This is a genomic window from Sphingomonas sp. C3-2, from assembly GCF_033025475.1.
Lineage (GTDB): Bacteria > Pseudomonadota > Alphaproteobacteria > Sphingomonadales > Sphingomonadaceae > Sphingobium_A.
The window spans coordinates 2,690,991-2,707,691 of the sequence record NZ_CP130322.1 but is presented as its reverse complement, the minus strand read 5'-3'; the positions used below and the strand labels follow the sequence as shown (position 1 = coordinate 2,707,691).

The following is a 16,701-nucleotide window of genomic DNA, read 5'->3' as shown; positions in this document are numbered from 1 at the left end:
GTTGACGCAGGCGCCATCATGTAACATTTAATGTTTCATGATTCGAGATAGCCGATTGTCGGTCGTCCTCCATGTGCTGCTGCACATTGCCGAGCATGACGCCCCCGTCACCTCCGAGGCGCTGGCGCGCATGATCGAGACCAACCCGGTCGTGATCCGCCGCGCGCTGGCGGGTCTGCGCGAACAGGGCTATGTCCGTTCGGAAAAGGGCCATCATGGCGGGTGGAGCCTCAATCGTCCGCTCGCCGAAATCAGCCTGCGCGACGTGTACGACGCCATCGGCGCGCCCAATCTCTTCGCCATCGGCCCCCGGCGCGACGCAACCGACTGCCTTGTCGAACAGGCGGTCAACGCCGCGCTCGAACGCAGCCTCGACTCTGCTGAAAGCCTGCTCCTAGCCGCCTTCAGCGATGTCACGCTCGCCAGCCTCAGCGCCAGCTTTCACGATCGGCTGGCCGATCACCACGCCGCCCACTCTCCCAAGGACAAGACATGACTCTTGCAATGACCGTGCACGAAGCCGCCCTCCAGAAAAGCTTTTCCGATCCCGCTTCGGTCGCCCGCTACGCGGATGGGCCGCGCAATTTCGTCCCCGGGCTGGAGGCGATGCACCGGATGACCGGGCTGTTGCTCGCCGAACATGCGCCCGCGGATGCGCGCATCCTTGTGCTCGGCGCTGGCGGCGGCAGCGAAATCAGTGCGCTCGCCCGCGCCTATCCGGGGTGGCGCTTCGTGGGCGTTGACCCCGCCGCCGAAATGCTGCGCCTCGCCGAACGCACGATCGGTGCCGATATGAACCGCGTCGAACTGGTCGAGGGGCTGATCGATGCCGCGCCCGCCGGTCCGTACGATGGGGCGATCTGCCTGCTCACGCTCCACTTCCTCGTGGCCGGTGAACGCGAGCGTACACTCCGCGCGCTCCGCGAACGGCTGCGCCCCGGCGCGCCGCTCATCACCGCGCATCTCAGCTTTCCGCAGGCGCCCGGCGCCAAGGAACGCTGGCTCGATCGCTACGCGGCCTATGCCCTGTCCTCGGGCATGCCCCCCGAAAGTGTCGCCGCCTCGCGCAGCGCCGTCGCCGCCGGGCTCAACTGCACGACCCCCGAACAGGATGAAGCCGTTCTGGCCGCCGCCGGCTTTGACGAGGTCGAGCTATTCTATGCCGGTCTGGCATGGCGCGGCTGGGTCGCCCGCGCACCCGGCGCCTGAGCCCAAACGCCCCATAACGAATGCACGCCCGGCCAAGTGCTGCTGGTGCAGCAACCACCTGTTCTGGTGAAGCACATCAGAGATATGGTACGACGCGCCGACTGCCACGGATGGAGGTATATTATGCCGATAAAACCCAACTGGATATATGTGGCGGTCGGCCTTCTTTCCGTCTTAATTTATATATTGGTTTTTTCTGGTAGAGGTCCAAACGCAGGACAGTCATTTTTCTTGTCTTCAATGGTCGTTCTTGTTTGCGTTGTCGTCCTAAAGAATGTCTTGGGGCGGGGAGCGGATCGATAGCCTCAAACGGCACAGATTGTGGGGCGTGGCAGACCACCTCCGCCCAACCACCCCATAACGAAACGCGCGCCCGGCACAGGTGCCGGACGCGCGTTCGCTGCAGTGCGACCCGCTTGCGGGCTGCTTATATCTCGTCAGTCGGCCGCCACCCCGCGCCCCCGGTTCAGCGGCATTTCGGCGCGCTGCCGATATCGGTCAGGTTCACCACCCGGCCATCGGCCACGCCCATTTGCAGGCATTGCCGCGTCCGGCCATTATACCAGATGGTGTAGGATGTGTTGCCGCTCTTCAATCCGTCGACATCGCTAAAGCCGCGCCGGCGCATCTCGCTGTCCGCCGACGATCCCCGCGCGCCTTCCAGGTCGCTCACATCCACCGAGGGGCGGTATCCCGCGCCGCCGCGATGATCGTTGCGATAGCTGGTTTCGTGGCCGCGCTGTTCCACGCCCGCCGCATAACCGCTCGAATAGGCGTCGGAGCGATCGTAATTATGATAGCTCTGATGATACAGCCCGTCGCGATAACCGCGCTCATAGGCCGCTTCCGACGCCGCATCGTCATAATGGGTGCCAGTATCGTGATGATGCGATTTGTGGCTCAGCGCGATCGCGCCGATGATCGCCGCCGCCGCGCCCGACCCGCCAGAGCTCGGCTTGTGGTTGCAGTCGACCGGGCTGGTCGCGGTGATCGCGTCGAACCGCCCGTCCACCACCGCAATCGTCACGCATTGCTTGCGCGCCTGTTGCCACCAATATTCCCACGACCGGTCATCGCCCTTTTCGGTCTTGATGTTGACATAGCCCCGGCTTTCCATCGCGCTTTCGCCGCCCGCCGCGCGCGCGCCGACCAGATCGGCAATCTCTGCCGGAGTCGCGGCATAAGCGGAAACGGGCACAAGCAGAGCCGCCGCCGCGCAACTGTTGAGGATCGACGATATCTTCATCCGGCCACCTTATCGCCAAGCGCCAGTCCACCGGCGCGGTAAACCCCGCCGCGCGTTCCGTCAGGCGCGATGCTCTCGCATCCTCCTGCCCCGGTCAAGCCCCTCGAAACTATGTGGTTATTCCCCCCATGAAGAAACGCGCGCCCGGCTATGGTGCCGGACGCGCGTTCGCTGCAGTGCGACCCGCTTGCGGGCTGCTTGGGATCTGCTTCAGGCGGCGGCTGCCACCTCTTCGGCCGGGGCCAGCCGGATCATATAGTCGAATGCCGAAAGCGCCGCCTTCGAGCCTTCGCCCATCGCGATCACGATCTGCTTGTACGGCACGGTCGTGACGTCGCCCGCCGCGAACACGCCGGGCAACGAGGTTTCGCCGCGTGCGTCGATCTCGATCTCGCCGCGCGGGCTGAGCGCGATCGTGCCCTTCAGCCATTCGGTGTTGGGCACCAGGCCGATCTGGACGAAAATGCCCTCGAGCGCGATCTCGTGCACCGCGTCGGTGGTGCGGTCCTTATAGCTCAGGCCAACCACCTTCTCGCCGTCGCCCTTCACTTCGGTGGTCAGCGCCGAGGTGAGGATGTCGACATTGGGCAGGCTCTTCAGCTTGCGCTGGAGCACCGCATCGGCGCGCAGTTCGCTGTCGAACTCGATGAGCGTGACATGCGCCACGATCCCGGCAAGGTCGATCGCCGCTTCGACGCCCGAATTGCCGCCGCCGATCACCGCCACGCGCTTGCCCTTGAACAGCGGGCCGTCGCAGTGCGGGCAATACGCCACGCCCTTGTTGCGATATTCGTCCTCGCCCGGCACGTTCATCTGGCGCCAGCGGGCACCGGTCGACAGGATCACGGTGCGCGCCTTCAGCGATGCGCCGTTTTCCAGTTTCACTTCGTGCAGGCCCCCTGCGCTCGCTGCGGGCACCAGCTCCACGGCACGCTGCAGGTTCATGATGTCGACATCATATTCCTTCACATGCTGCTCGAGATGCGCGGCGAGCTTGGGGCCTTCGGTGTGCGGGACCGAGATGAAATTCTCGATCGCCATCGTGTCGAGCACCTGCCCGCCAAACCGCTCGGCGGCAACGCCGGTGCGGATGCCCTTGCGCGCGGCATAGATTGCGGCCGCCGCGCCGGCGGGGCCACCGCCAACGACGAGCACGTCGAACGCATCCTTGGCCTTGATCTTTTCGGCCGCGCGCGCCGAGGCGCCGGTGTCGATCTTGGCGACGATCTGCTCCAGCTCCATCCGGCCCTGGCCGAAAGGCTCGCCGTTCAGGAACACGGTGGGCACCGCCATCACCTTGCGATCGGTCACCTCGTCCTGGAACAGCGCGCCGTCGATGGCGACATGGCTGATCCGGGGGTTGAGCACCGCCATCAGGTTGAGCGCCTGCACCACATCGGGGCAATTCTGGCACGACAGCGAGAAATAGGTTTCGAAGGCGAAATCGCCGTCGAGATTCTTCACCTGCTCGATCACATCCTGCGCGGCCTTGGACGGATGACCGCCAACCTGCAGCAGGGCAAGCACCAGAGAGGTGAATTCATGGCCCATCGGCAGGCCCGCAAAGCGAACGCCGATATCGGTGCCGATACGCCGGATCATGAAGCTCGGGCGGCGCGCATCATCATCGGCGCGAACCACCGAAACCTTGTCCGAAAGCGATGCGATGTCCTCGAGCAGGGTGTTGAGTTCGGCCGATTTCGGGCTGTCGTCGAGCGAGGCTACCAGCTCGATCGGTTCCCGGATGTTCTGAAGATAGGCCTGAAGCTGCTGCTTGAGGTTTGCGTCCAACATGATCTGACTCCAAATGATTGCTGAGCGCGGGGGAGGGTTGCGGGGACGCCCTGTGGCGCCCCCGCTTCCCGATCAAACCCGCTGGGGATTAGATCTTGCCGACGAGGTCGAGCGACGGGGCCAGGGTCTGTTCGCCCTCTTCCCACTTCGCCGGGCACACTTCGCCGGGGTGCGCTGCGACATATTGCGCAGCCTTGATCTTGCGGAGGAGTTCGGTCGCGTTGCGACCGACGCCTTCCGAGGTGATTTCCATGACCTGGATCACGCCTTCGGGATCGACGACGAAGGTTGCACGGTCGGCCAGGCCGACGCCTTCGCGCAGAACGCCGAAGTTGTTGCTGATGTCGTGGTTCTGGTCGCCCAGCATGTAATAGTTGATCTTGCCGATCGCCGGCGAGGTGTCATGCCAAGCCTTGTGGCTGAAGTGCGTGTCGGTCGAAACCGAATAGACTTCCACGCCCATCTTCTGGAGCGTCGGATACACATCGGCGAGATCTTCGAGCTCGGTCGGGCACACGAAGGTGAAGTCGGCCGGGTAGAAGAAGAAAACGGCCCACTTGCCGCGCACGTCTGCGTCGCTGACTTCGACGAACTTGCCTTCCTTGAACGCCTGCGCGGTGAACGGCTTGATCGAGCTACCAATAATGCCCATTCGCAAATCTCCATGCTTGGTTGATGATCAGGATCTAGGTGATCGGACCCCGGATCCCAAATTGCTAATCCTGTTCTCAGTGATCGAACCAACCGATCATTGTCCGCCACAAAAGATATATAATCGATCAGTGGGGGCGCTTCCAGCCCCACGCGTCCCTATCGCCGCTTATTTTGACGGCCGCGTGGCATGGCCGGCGTTGCCCTTCCCCCCTGCCCCCGGCCCACCCGACACGCGGCCATGACATTCTGCCCAATGGCGCGATAGAAAGATGCGGCGTATCGCCCCGCGCGGGGAAAGAATTACAGGCGCACCTCCGCACACGGAAAAATATTTCACAAATGGTGAGGGCTATGGATTCCCCCTGCGTATTAACAATGCAGGTCGCATCTCGGACACATCGACTTAATATATTGATATTGAACGATGTTTATCCCTTGACCTGTATATACAACCGGTGCTGATTAGCGCCGATAAAAATCATGATCAGGGAGCAATCGTTATGAAGAAGGGGGTCGCGCTGCTTCTCGGCGCAACCATGCTGGCGGGTATCGCCATGCCTGTTCACGCACAGGAAGCGGTGAACGGCGCGGAAGCAAATACGGGCGGCGACATCGTCGTCACCGGCTCGCGCATCAAGCGTCCGGATCTGGCGGGGGTCGGTCCGGCAACGGTCCTCTCGGCCGAGCAGATCGAGAATTCGGGCGTCGTGAACATCGAAAACGTGCTGCAGCGCATTCCCGCGGTGGCCGGCTTCTCGGGTAACCAGACCAACGCCTATTGGACCGGCAACGGCTATGGCACCGCCCAGGTCAACCTGCGCGGCCTCGGCATCAAGCGCACGCTCGTGCTGCTCAACGGCCGTCGCCTCGTCGCGGGCGGCACCGGTGCCAACTCGTCCCCCGATCTCAACATGATCCCCGTGGTCGCGCTCGCGCGCACCGACGTGCTGAAGGACGGCGCCTCGGCCATCTACGGCGCCGATGCGGTCGCCGGCGTGGTCAACCTCATCACCCGCAACGATTTCGAGGGTCTCGGCGTCAGCGGTCGTTACGGCATCACCGGCAAGGGTGACGGCCGCGATTTCACCGGCGACATCATCTGGGGCGCGCGCAACGATCGCGGCGGCATCATGGCGGCGGCCACCTATCAGAAGACGCAGGCCGTCGGCATGACGAGCCGCGCCGCCTGCTCGCTGTCCGAAGTCACCCCCGGCTCGCTGTCGTGCGTCAACAGCGCCAACACCCCCGGTGGCCGCGCGGTGCTCGCCAATGGCCAGCAGATCAACTTCAACCAGGTGCTCGGCGGCAACGGCGATTTCTTCGAACCCTACAGCGCGGCCAAGCACAACATCAACGCGTGGCAGTGGCTGAACGCGGTCAGCCCGATCGAGCGTATCTCGACCTCGGTCTTCGCCGATTACGATATCACCGACAATATCGAAGCCTTTGGCGAATTCCTCTACACGCACCGCAAGAGCAACCAGCTCGCGACGCCGGGGACGCTGCGCAACCTTGCGATCGCGGCCGATCACCCGACCAACCCGACCGGGCAGAGCCTCACCGTCGTGCGCCGCATGCTGCTCGAAGCCGGCCCGCGCCACTTCTTCCAGAAGACCAACACCTGGCAGGCCACCGGCGGTCTGCGCGGCAAGCTCGCCAATGACTGGTCGTGGGAAGTCTCGGCCGCCTTTGGCCGCAACACCGCGAAGGACGGCTCGACCAACGTCGCCAACCTCCAGAACGTCGCCAACACGCTCGACGTGACGAAGTGCTCGAACGCCCCCGGCGCGGCCATTCCGTGCGGCGACTATCTGGGTTACGGCGATCTTACCCCGGCGGTGCTGGATTATATCCACTTCACCTCGGTCGATCGCGGCGGCAACGAACTCGCCAGCTTCACCGCTGACCTGACCGGCCAGATCGTCCAGCTTCCCGCTGGCCCCCTCTCCTTCGCCGCCGGCCTTGCCTACCGCGAGGAAAAGGGCTGGCGTAACCCCGATCCGCTTACCGTTGCCGGCATCGCCAACAACAACCAGCAGGATCCGGTTTCGGGCAAGATCGAAACCAAGGAAGCCTATCTCGAACTCTCGGCCCCGCTGCTTGCCGACAAGCCCTTCTTCAAGGCGCTGACGCTCGACGCCGCGGTCCGTTATTCGGATTACAAGCTGTTCGGCAGCGACTGGAACTACAAGCTCGGTCTCGACTGGCAGCTCAACAACGCGTTCCGCCTGCGCGGCACCTATGGCACCGGCTTCCGCGTGCCCAACGTGCCTGAACTGTTCAGCGGCATCGTCGAGGGCAACCTCACCACCACCGATCCGTGCAGCAACTTCAGCGCCAGCGGCAATGCGACGCTGATCGCCAACTGCCAGGCCTCGGGCGTGCCCGCGGGCTACACCCAGATCGGCACGACGATCCTCACCACCAGTGGCGGCAATCGTGACCTCAAGCCCGAAAGCTCGACGACCTGGACGATCGGTGCGGTATTCCAGCCTAGCGCGCTCGTGCCCGGCCTGTCGCTCACCGCGGACTGGTTCGACATCAAGATCAAGGATGCGATCCGCGCGATCCCGGGGTCGACCAAGCTTGCCGTCTGCTACGCCAGCGCCAATCTCTCGCACCCGTTCTGCGACGATTTCTCGCGCAGCACGCTCACCGGCGAAGTCAACTTCCTGTCGGCGCAGACGATCAACACCGGTCGTGAACAGATGCGCGGCCTCGATCTCGGCCTCGTCTATGCGCGCACGGTCGGCGATGTCGAACTCTCGTTCGACGTGAACGTCACCTGGCTCGACAAGTACGAGATCACGCCGTTCCTCGGCGCGGCGCCGATCGTGTTCGACGGCCATATCGGCGGCGGCAATGGCGGCTATCCGGAATGGCGCGGCTATGGCGCGCTCACTGCGAAGAAGGACAATGTCATCGCCACCTGGTCCACCCAGTGGATCGGCAAGGCGACCGACTTCAACGCGCAGCCCACCCATATCGGCTACCGGACGCCCAACGTCTTCTACCACAACGCGCAGATCGCGTTCGAGGTGAACGACAAGACGCGCTTCCAGATCGGCGTGGACAACCTGTTCGATCGCAAGGCGCCCTATATCCGCAGCTTCACCGATGGCAACACCGACACGATGACCTATGACCTTCTCGGTCGCCGGTTCTATGTCGGTCTGCGCACCGGCTTCTAAGGCAAGGGAACAGGGTCTTGGCTAAGATACGCTGGCCGCTCGTCGCCCGCCGCACGCACAAATGGCTTGCCCTTGTCGTCGGCGTGCAGGTGCTGCTCTGGTCGCTGACGGGGTTCTACATGGTTGCGGTCCATATCGACCACATCCATGGCGATCACCTCGTCCGCACCCCGGCAGCCGAGCCGTTCGACCTTGCCGGTCTCTCGTCGCCGTCACAGATTGTGGCGGCGGCACCCGGCGCAACCGAAATCCGGCTCCAGCGCCGCTTGGACCAGCCCGTCTGGCGTGCGGAAACGCCCGACGGGCCCGCCCTGTTCGATGCACGCACCGGCACCCGCCTCGCGCCCCCGCGCGAGGTTGAGGTGCGGGCGCTCGCCCGCGCCATCTATACCGGCAATGCCGAAATCGCCTCGGTCCGGCTGCTGACCGTGGCGCCCCAGGAAATGGGCGGGCGCAAGCCGCCTTTCTGGCAGGTGGAATTCGAAGGCTGGAACCGGCCCACCCTCTATCTGTCGGCGCAGACCGGTGAACTGCTTTCGCGGCGCCATGCCGCATGGCGGGTGTTCGACATCGCCTGGATGCTCCACATCATGGATTATGACGAACGCTCCGATGTGAACAATCCGCTCCTTCGGGTCGCCACCTGGAGCGCGTTCGCAATGGCCATCAGCGGCGCCTGGCTGCTGCTCTGGGCCTTTCCCCGCAAAAAGAAGAAAAAGAAGGTCGCGGCATGAAAGCCATCCGTTTCTCCCCGCTTTTCTTCCGGCGGGTCCACAAATGGGTCGGGTTGATCCTCGGCCTCCAATTCGTCCTCTGGGCGCTCAGCGGCTCGGTCATGGCGCTGCTCGACAAGGACAAGGTCCGCGCGCATGGCGGCCATATGGAGCACAGCCATGTCCTCCCCGGCGGCGATTATTTCGATCCCGCCAGGCTGCAGGGCATGGACCCGGATATGGGTAAGGTCACGGGCATCACGCTCATCGATCTCACCGGCCGCCCGATCTATGAAGTGCGCACCGAAAAGGGCATCCGCCTCGCCGACGCCACCGATGGCTCCCCCGTCACCATCGATCGGGAAACCGCCAGCGCGGTCGCCCAGATGATGAACGAGGCGCCGGTCACCAGCATCGCGATGATGCCCAAGGCCAATCTCGAGGCGCGCGACCATAGCGGCCCCATGTGGCGCGTGAACTTTGCCGATGCCGAAAACAGCAGCGCCTATGTCTCGGCCGAAACCGGGCGCTTCCTCGTCATGCGCGGTGATATGTGGCGCACCTGGGATTTCTTCTGGATGCTGCACAACATGGATTATGTGAACCGCTCCAGCTTCAACCATCCGTTCATCATCTTCGTCGCCTTCGGCACGCTCTGGCTGTCAGGCACGGGCTTCTATCTGCTGTTCAAGAGCTTCAACCGCTCGGACTTCAAATGGCTGCGCCGTCGCAAGACGCCCAAAAGCCGGCCGGTCACTGCGGCCTGATACGACAAAGGGGGCTTCGGCCCCCTTTTCTTTTGGTCCTCTGCGCTCTTTTGGGCCTTGTCCGCGAACGCCATCGGTCGCGCGCGCACGGAACTTCATTTCACTGCGAACTGTTCCTGTTACCAGGCATGTCAGCGGCTTGCCGGCACTATCACCGTGCGCATAATTCGTGCGATACTAGGGGAAATCGATGCAACCTTTTGATGGCAGGATGATCCGCAATTAGCCCGGCGACCCTTAGCACGCTCATCCTGCTGGCCACGCTGACGCTGTTCGCATCGGAACGCGTGCGCCACGATCTGGTCGCGATGATCGCGTTGTTTGCAACGCTCATCACCGGTCTAGTCAAGCCGGGCGACGCCTTTCAGGGCTTTGCGGACCCGGCGGTTCTGGCGGTGGCCGGGGTGCTTGTGGTCGGGCGTGCGGTCGAATTGTCGGGTGCGGCCTCCGCCATTGCGCGGTTGACCATTCCGCCGCGCGCGGGCTTCACGCTCAGGCTGGCGGGCCTGTTGCTGATCGGCGCGCTGCTTTCGGCGTTCATGAACAATATCGCGGCGCTGGTCATCACCATCCCGATCGCCACCGAGGTCGCGCGCGATGCGCGCCTGCCGCCCGCCGCAACGCTGATGCCCCTTGCCTTCGCCACCATCTTGGGCGGCATGACCACGCTGATCGGCACCCCCGCCAATCTCATCCTGTCGTCGGTTCGGGAACAGGAACTGGGCACGCCCTTCGGCTTCTTCGCGATGACGCCGGTGGGCGCGGCGGTCACCTGCGCGGGCCTGATCTACCTTGTCCTTATTGGCTGGCGGCTATTGCCCATCCGCAACCGGACCGATCGGCGGGTGCGCGCGCCGTGGCGCATTTTCGAAATGGCGGTGCCGCATGGCGGCACCATGCCTTCGCCGGAAACCCTGCGCAGCGCGGGCGCGCGGGTGTTGGCGGCATTCCGGCATATCGACCGGATCGCGGTCGCGCAGGTCGGCCGGGCCGGGGATCGGCTGCTCATCCTGTCGCGCTCAAGCCCCTGGGATATCGCACAGGCGGTCGAGTTGGAGGCGCTTGCCCAGCGCAACGAGGCCGAAGACGCCGTCACCGCGCATGTCGTGGTCGCGCACGGCTCGCCGTTGATCGGCAGCGGCTATGACGAAGTGCGCACGCGCAGCCAGGAACAGCTTGAGGTTGTCGCCGTGGGGCCGCGCATCGCGCGCGAACGCCAGCCGCTGGTGCGCATGCGGATCAAGGCTGGCGACCAGCTCTATATTCGCGGGCGCAAGGGCCATATCGCCCGCTTCCTGACCAGCGCCCGCCTGCTCGAGATCGACCGGCTCGATCCGATGCCCGTCAACCGTATGCGTGCCGCCGCGATCATCGCCATTTTCGCGGCCGCCATCGTCGGGATCGTCGTCTTTCGGCTTTCGCCCGCCATCGCCTTTGTCGGTGCCGCGGCGGTTTTGGCGGGCGCGCGCCTCCTTCCGTCAGAGGATGTCTATCGGTCGATCGACTGGTCGGTGCTGGTGCTGCTCGGCGCGATGATCCCCGTCGGGCAAAGCTTCGAAGATAGCGGCGCCGCCGCCATCGCCGCGCAGTGGCTGGGCGGCATATTGTCAGACCAGCCATTGTTCATGGTTCTGGCCGCGCTCTGCTCGGTCACGCTGCTGCTCTCGATCTTCCTCAACAATGTGGCGACCGCGATCATCATGGGGCCGATGGCTATCGGCGTTGCGCGGCTCCTCGGGGTCGATCCGGATGCCGCGCTGCTCGCGGTGCTGATCGGCGCGTCGTCGGATTTTCTCACCCCCATCGGGCACCAGAACAATCTGCTCGTGATGGGCCCGGGCGGGTACCGGTTCACCGATTATGCGCGCATGGGCACGGTGCTGGTGATCATCGTGGTTGGCGTCGCCGCCGGAACGCTTTCCCTGTCCGGCTGATACCGGAATTCCCTGTCCGGCTGATACCGGAACGCCGGCTGGCCTGAGCGCTGAATGGCCTGAACGCTGAATGGCCTGAACGCAAAAAACAAAGCCCCCGCCGGCACCCTAGTACCGGCGGGGGCGTAAAGTTTACCGTGTCTGCGATGCGGAGGCGTCAGCCACCATGGCATCAAGGTCGAAATCGAGGCTCTTGATACGCGGCGGGAATTCCTGAAGCGATTTCATGAATTTCGCGATCTGCGCGTTCGCCGGCGCCAATGTCCAGGATCGGTTTTCCTGCCATTCGTCAAACCCGCGCGCCTCATGGAAGCGTTCGAAAGGATCGAGCTTCAAATTGGTGATAAGCGGCGTGTTCAGATTTTCCTGTATGCCGTTGAACCATTTATCCTGCGTCTTGAACAGGAACTTCCAGTCGCCATAGCGCAGGCCGTGCAAGGTGGTTTCGGTGAAGTAATAGAAATCCATCCGCTTTGACTTGCCCTTTCCGCTCAGCAGATCGGTCTGGTCATAGCCGTCGAGATGGACCTTATAGGTCATGTCGCCGACCTTCTTGCCCTTGAGCAGTTCGTCCTTGAGGTCGGGTTCGCCAAGCGCAGAGAGGATGGTCGGCATCCAGTCTTCCATCGCCATGAACTCTCCGGTGGCGACCCCTTCCTGAATCCGGCCGGGCCAGCGCACCACCATCGGCACGCGGAAACCGCCTTCATAGCCACCGACGCCCTTTTCGCCCCGGAACGGCTGGTTGCCGCCATCGGGCCAGCTGTTCGATGCCGCGCCATTGTCGGTCGAGAACATGACGACGGTATCATCGGCCACGCCCAGTTCTTCCAGCAGATCGAGCAGCTCGCCGACATGGTCGTCCATCTGCTTCACGCCGTCAGCATAAAGCCCATAACCGGTCACCCCGTCATAGGAGGGCGGCAAATGGGTCTGGTAATGCATGCGGGTCGTGTTGTGCCACACGAAGAACGGCTTGTCGGCCTTCACCGCGTCCCGGATGAAGCGCTTGGATTCGACCATGAACTCATCGTCGAGCGTCTTCTGCCGCTCCGAACCGAACGGTCCCTTGTCCTCGATCGTCTGGCCGCCCTTGCCATCGGCCTTGCTGTGGGTCACGCCGCGCCAGGCAAAGGCCTTCGCGACTTCCGGGTCCTTCGGATAATCATATTCCTCGCTATATTGCCCGGCGTTCAGGTGATAGAGGATTCCGAAGAATTCATCGAACCCGTGCATCGTCGGCAAATGCTCGTCGCGGTCGCCAAGATGGTTCTTCCCGAACTGGCCGGTGGCATAGCCATGGGGCTTGAGCAGTTCGGCGATCATCGGGTCTTCCTTCTGCATGCCCTGCGGCGCGCCGGCCAGGCCAACGGTGCTGAGCCCGACGCGGATCGGATATTGCCCGGTGATGAAGGCCGCACGCCCTGCCGTGCAGGATGCCTGGGCATAGTGATCCATGAAGATCATGCCCTTTTCCGCGATCCGGTCGATGTTCGGCGTTGAACCGCCCATCATCCCGCGATGATAGCAGCTGAGGTTCCACATTCCGACATCGTCGCCCCAGATGATGAGGATATTCGGTTTCTTGGCCATCCTTAAAGACTCCATTGCACCTTCGGTCATCGTCAGCTTGAACGGGGGCGCCGCGTGGCTGCATCGGGATAACCCCTGAGATCGTCCCATGATCGCCGCAAGCCGGCCAAAGGATCATCGCGGATCCTCTTGCGCGGCATCGGTGGTCAGGCGCCTTGGACGCACATGCGCCATGGTTCGAAACGCCCGCGACGGCCGCCGAATGCCGTCACAAGGCTGCCCCCGCGAGATTAATCAACCACGCGGATATCCACAGGAATTTTCCCGGTGCCTCATGGGGAAAACCCCGATGCTTTATCCCCGATCCACAAGATAGCGTGCGACAGGAGAAGGGGGGCCGGGGCGACCAAATGGTCGCTGCATTGTCCTGCTTCCACGTTTCCGCCTGATCCGGGCGCCAAGAGGAGGAGTGCAGCATGACGCGCCTTCGCATATTCCCGAATACCGCATTTCCTGCATACGGCCGTCGGTGCCGCCTGCACACGGCCATGGGGGCCGTCGCACTGGCGGCGCTATGGCCTTCGGCGGGCCAGGCCCAGACGCTTGACGATAATTACTGGCTCAACGTCCAGGCCTATTATCCCACGCTCGACACGGATGTGCGCGTCACCGCCGAAACGCAGCAAAGCATCGGGTCGAACATCGATCTCGAAGGCGATCTCGATCTCGACAACCGAGAGGTGCTGCCCGCTATTTCCGCCGGCGCCCGTCTGGGCCGCGTCATCCTCGGCGCGGATTTCTTCAAGGTCAAACGCAGCGGCGAGGTTGGCCTGCTCCGCGATATTACCTTCGACGGCGTCACCTATCCGGTGTCCGCCAATGTCGAAAGCAGCTTCTCCAGCGACATTTACCGGCTGACTGCGGGCTATGCCTTTGTGCAGGAGCCGAATATCGAGATCGGGGCGGCGCTGGGGCTTCATGCCACGAACTTCCGGGTTTCGCTGTCGGGTGAGGCTGCAGCCGGCGGCGGCGGTGTCTCCACCACAACCCGGCGGAAAAAGGTGTTCGCCCCGTTGCCCACGCTCGGCCTGTTCGGCACCTGGAAGATCGCGCCCCGGCTGGAGGCGAATGCGCGGATCGATTATCTGTCGCTCAAGATCGATGACTATGACGGCAAGCTCATCAATATCCAGAGCGGCCTGAGCTACCGGATTTTCGATCATGTCAGCCTTGGCCTTGCCTATCGTTATGTCGATTATCGGCTTGGCGTGGACAAGGACAGCTGGAACGGGCGCGTCCGCTACAAGCTCAATGGCCCGGCGCTGATCCTTCAGGGATCATTCTGACCTCATTGCGCCGCCTGTCCGCCCTCTTCCCGCGTCAGCAGGTGGAGGAGCGGCAGGGAAATGATCGTCGAAATCACGAGCGACAACAGGATCGCCGCCGGCGCCATCTTCGCATCGGGAAAACTATGGCTCGCAATCGCAACCGCCACGCCCGGATGGCGGGTGGCGGCGGCCAGCGCCAGCGCGGTCCGGTCGCCACGATCCTTGCCTCCAAGCAGAAAGCCTGCCGCCAGCCCGATCAGGATCGCAACCGTCAACACAATCGGCGTGCCCTGCTTGATCAGCTGCCACATCGCCGGCATGAGCACGATCAGCAGCCCAAGCATCGCGACGACGAGCAAAACCGACCCGGCCTTGCTCGTCACCTGGCTGACAATGTCGATATGGCGCCCCAGAACCCGCGCGCCCACCAGCCCCAGCACAAGCGGCAGCAGGATCGATATCGCCACCGGCGGCACGATATCCATCGGCGTGATGTTGCCCTCCGCACCCAGCAGATGGGCCGCAAAGGATACGCCGAAAGGCGCGATCACGACCGACGCGATTGTCGCCAGAACCAGAAGCCCGGTCACATAACAGGCATGGCCCCCGGCCTTGATCTGCTTGCCCGGCAAAATCGGCGGCAGGGGCGACAGCGCGATCGCCACCAGCGCCACCTGCACCGCCGGGTCGAGATCGAGCATCCCGGCCAGGAAAATGGCCACGCCCGGCACGATGACGAACATCGCGATCAGCGCGCCCAGCCCCAGTTTCCAATGGGTAAACAGATAGCCAAGGTCCGCGAAGCGCGCACGCAGCGTCAGGGAAAAGAGCATCAGGATGATGCTCACCGTGAGCGTCAGGCTCAATATCTGAACGATGGTCATGCAGCTCTCCGCGGCCGGGCTTTGTCAGCGTGGTGGGTTGACGACGACATATTGGACGGATGATCCCGCATATTGCGGCTGGTACCAGGTATTGCCGCATTGCGAGTAGTTGATCCCGTTGACCATCACGCTGCTGCAATTCGGGGGAATGCTGCGCACGATGCTGCCCACGACCGCTGCGGTCACCGCCACCGTGGCGGCGGTGCGCACCGGATGCCAGTGGTCGTCCCAATCATCATCCCAATGGTCGTGGCGGCCGTGATAATGGCTATCGCCGTTGTAATTGTGATTGATGTTGATATTCGCGCTGCCGCGTGCAGGCGGGCGGCCATGCGATGGCCCGCCACCATGGTGCCCGCCGCCGGGGCGCGATGCATGGCCCCCGCCGGGCGGACGCGCATGCCCGCCGCCGCCACCGGGCGGGCGTGACACATGGCCGCCCCCGCCCGCAGGCCGCTTGGGCCGCTGGGCGGCGGAGGCGACATCGCCCAGCCCTGCGCCGATCGCGGGAAGCGGCGCCGTTGGCGCGGGCCATGCGATCGGAAAGGCGTTGAGCGGCGCGCCGCCCAGCGCCAGCGCACCAACGCCGATCACGGCGAGGCTCCTGCCGAAGACCTGTTTCATTGTGCACCTCCTTGCTGTGCGGCCACCTCAGTGATCGGAATTTTGCGCGCATCGGCAGGGGGCGTGAACGCCAGTGCCGATGCCTCGACCGGGGTGGTCAGGTCCCAATGCAGGACCGCCGTATATTGGGGCATGGAGGCATCGTCGCGGCTGGTGATCACCAGCTTGCACGGCAGGGGCTGCGCGCCCTCCTCCACCCATACCTGCCAGTCCACCTTTTCCTGGCGGAAGGCGTAATGCATGCAGGTGCGCTTATCGATCCGTTCGGGGCGGATCACCATCGCTTCCTGAATACGCGAACGGATGGTCTGGTCGGTGCCCCATTCGAACAGGTCGGCCAGCGGCACTTCCAGCCCATATTTGGTGCGCGCAACCTCAAGCGTCTGGCCGATGCTCGGCGGCGCGGCGAAGCTGGCATAATAGCCCAGCCGCGGCGCATAGACGGTGAAGTTCTTGCCGTCATAGAACATCTCGCGGCTTTGCGTGTCCGCCTCCGTGCTCACCCGAAAGGCATTGGGCCGGCGCACCTTGAGGTCGACGCGCGCGCCGAACTGGATCTTCTGCCCGTCTTCCAGGACGACTTCGGTCGTGGCGTCGGTTTTCACCGAAAAATTCGCGATCGATCGCAGCGCCGCGCTCATTCGGTCCATCGCGGCCATCGCCTGGGCGTCGATCGCGGCATTGGCGGTTGCGGCGCCGCCCTGTTCGCTGCCCTGCGCGCTCCCCTGTGCGCTCGCTGCCTGAGAAGCCCCGGCGCCGATACAGGCAAGGGCAAGCAGCAAATTTCGCATTTTCGCATTGGCCATCGGTTCGTTACCTCCAAT

Annotated in this window: 14 protein-coding genes; 7 read left to right on the top strand and 7 right to left on the bottom strand. The window is 63.5% G+C overall.

All coding sequences use genetic code 11. The features are described from left to right. Nucleotides 1–37: 37 nt before the first annotated feature. Both QYC26_RS13060 and QYC26_RS13055 read left to right on the top strand, forming a co-directional pair. On the top strand, nt 38–496 hold the full coding sequence (locus QYC26_RS13060) for an Rrf2 family transcriptional regulator (RefSeq protein ID WP_317512657.1): 459 nt from the start codon (nt 38–40) through the stop codon (nt 494–496). Next, nucleotides 493–1,209, top strand: coding sequence for a class I SAM-dependent methyltransferase (locus tag QYC26_RS13055; RefSeq protein ID WP_317512656.1), 717 nt, complete (start codon nt 493–495; stop codon nt 1,207–1,209). Before QYC26_RS13060 ends, QYC26_RS13055 begins: the two co-directional genes overlap by 4 nt. 466 nt (nt 1,210–1,675) lie before the next feature. Here QYC26_RS13055 and QYC26_RS13050 read toward each other — a convergent pair whose 3' ends face one another. From QYC26_RS13050 to ahpC, 3 genes are all read right to left on the bottom strand, one after another. Further along, entirely contained in the window at nt 1,676–2,455 is a 780-nt protein-coding gene (locus QYC26_RS13050) for a hypothetical protein (RefSeq protein ID WP_317512655.1), read from the bottom strand. Between the two features lie 210 nt (nt 2,456–2,665). After that, nucleotides 2,666–4,249, bottom strand: coding sequence for an alkyl hydroperoxide reductase subunit F (gene ahpF / locus QYC26_RS13045; RefSeq protein WP_317512654.1), 1,584 nt, complete (start codon nt 4,247–4,249; stop codon nt 2,666–2,668). Between the two features lie 88 nt (nt 4,250–4,337). Continuing rightward, on the bottom strand, nt 4,338–4,901 hold the full coding sequence (gene ahpC, locus QYC26_RS13040) for an alkyl hydroperoxide reductase subunit C (protein WP_317512653.1): 564 nt from the start codon (nt 4,899–4,901) through the stop codon (nt 4,338–4,340). A gap of 502 nt (nt 4,902–5,403) precedes the next feature. Here ahpC and QYC26_RS13035 point away from each other — a divergent pair. The 4 genes from QYC26_RS13035 (at nt 5,404) to QYC26_RS13020 (ending at nt 11,508) form a co-directional block, all read left to right on the top strand. Continuing rightward, nucleotides 5,404–8,094, top strand: a complete 2,691-nt coding sequence (locus QYC26_RS13035) for a TonB-dependent receptor plug domain-containing protein (protein WP_317512652.1) — start codon at nt 5,404–5,406, stop codon at nt 8,092–8,094. Between the two features lie 17 nt (nt 8,095–8,111). Further along, the gene (locus QYC26_RS13030) at nt 8,112–8,828 is read left to right on the top strand and encodes a PepSY domain-containing protein (RefSeq protein ID WP_317512651.1); all 717 of its coding nucleotides are present in this window, start codon (nt 8,112–8,114) and stop codon (nt 8,826–8,828) included. Next, nucleotides 8,825–9,574: a PepSY domain-containing protein gene (locus tag QYC26_RS13025; RefSeq protein ID WP_317512650.1), complete on the top strand. Its 750-nt coding sequence runs from the start codon at nt 8,825–8,827 to the stop codon at nt 9,572–9,574. The genes QYC26_RS13030 and QYC26_RS13025 overlap by 4 nt, the downstream gene beginning before the upstream one ends. 221 nt (nt 9,575–9,795) lie before the next feature. After that, nucleotides 9,796–11,508, top strand: a complete 1,713-nt coding sequence (locus QYC26_RS13020) for an SLC13 family permease (RefSeq protein ID WP_317515070.1) — start codon at nt 9,796–9,798, stop codon at nt 11,506–11,508. A 132-nt stretch (nt 11,509–11,640) separates the two neighbouring features. On the opposite strand, the gene QYC26_RS13015 is transcribed toward QYC26_RS13020, so the two are convergent. Next, complete coding sequence (locus QYC26_RS13015; protein ID WP_317512649.1) at nt 11,641–13,101, bottom strand: arylsulfatase; 1,461 nt, start codon at nt 13,099–13,101, stop codon at nt 11,641–11,643. A gap of 416 nt (nt 13,102–13,517) precedes the next feature. On the opposite strand from QYC26_RS13015, the gene QYC26_RS13010 reads away from it, so the two are divergent. Beyond that, on the top strand, nt 13,518–14,387 hold the full coding sequence (locus QYC26_RS13010; protein ID WP_317512648.1) for a hypothetical protein: 870 nt from the start codon (nt 13,518–13,520) through the stop codon (nt 14,385–14,387). A 2-nt stretch (nt 14,388–14,389) separates the two neighbouring features. Here QYC26_RS13010 and QYC26_RS13005 read toward each other — a convergent pair whose 3' ends face one another. From QYC26_RS13005 to QYC26_RS12995, 3 genes are read right to left on the bottom strand one after another with little or no spacing between them, the layout of a single operon-like run. After that, nucleotides 14,390–15,253, bottom strand: coding sequence for a hypothetical protein (locus QYC26_RS13005; RefSeq protein ID WP_317512647.1), 864 nt, complete (start codon nt 15,251–15,253; stop codon nt 14,390–14,392). Between the two features lie 24 nt (nt 15,254–15,277). Continuing rightward, nucleotides 15,278–15,877: a hypothetical protein gene (locus QYC26_RS13000; protein ID WP_317512646.1), complete on the bottom strand. Its 600-nt coding sequence runs from the start codon at nt 15,875–15,877 to the stop codon at nt 15,278–15,280. Further along, on the bottom strand, nt 15,874–16,668 hold the full coding sequence (locus QYC26_RS12995) for a DUF2092 domain-containing protein (protein ID WP_411197600.1): 795 nt from the start codon (nt 16,666–16,668) through the stop codon (nt 15,874–15,876). Before QYC26_RS12995 ends, QYC26_RS13000 begins: the two co-directional genes overlap by 4 nt. Between the last annotated feature and the right edge of the window lie 33 nt (nt 16,669–16,701).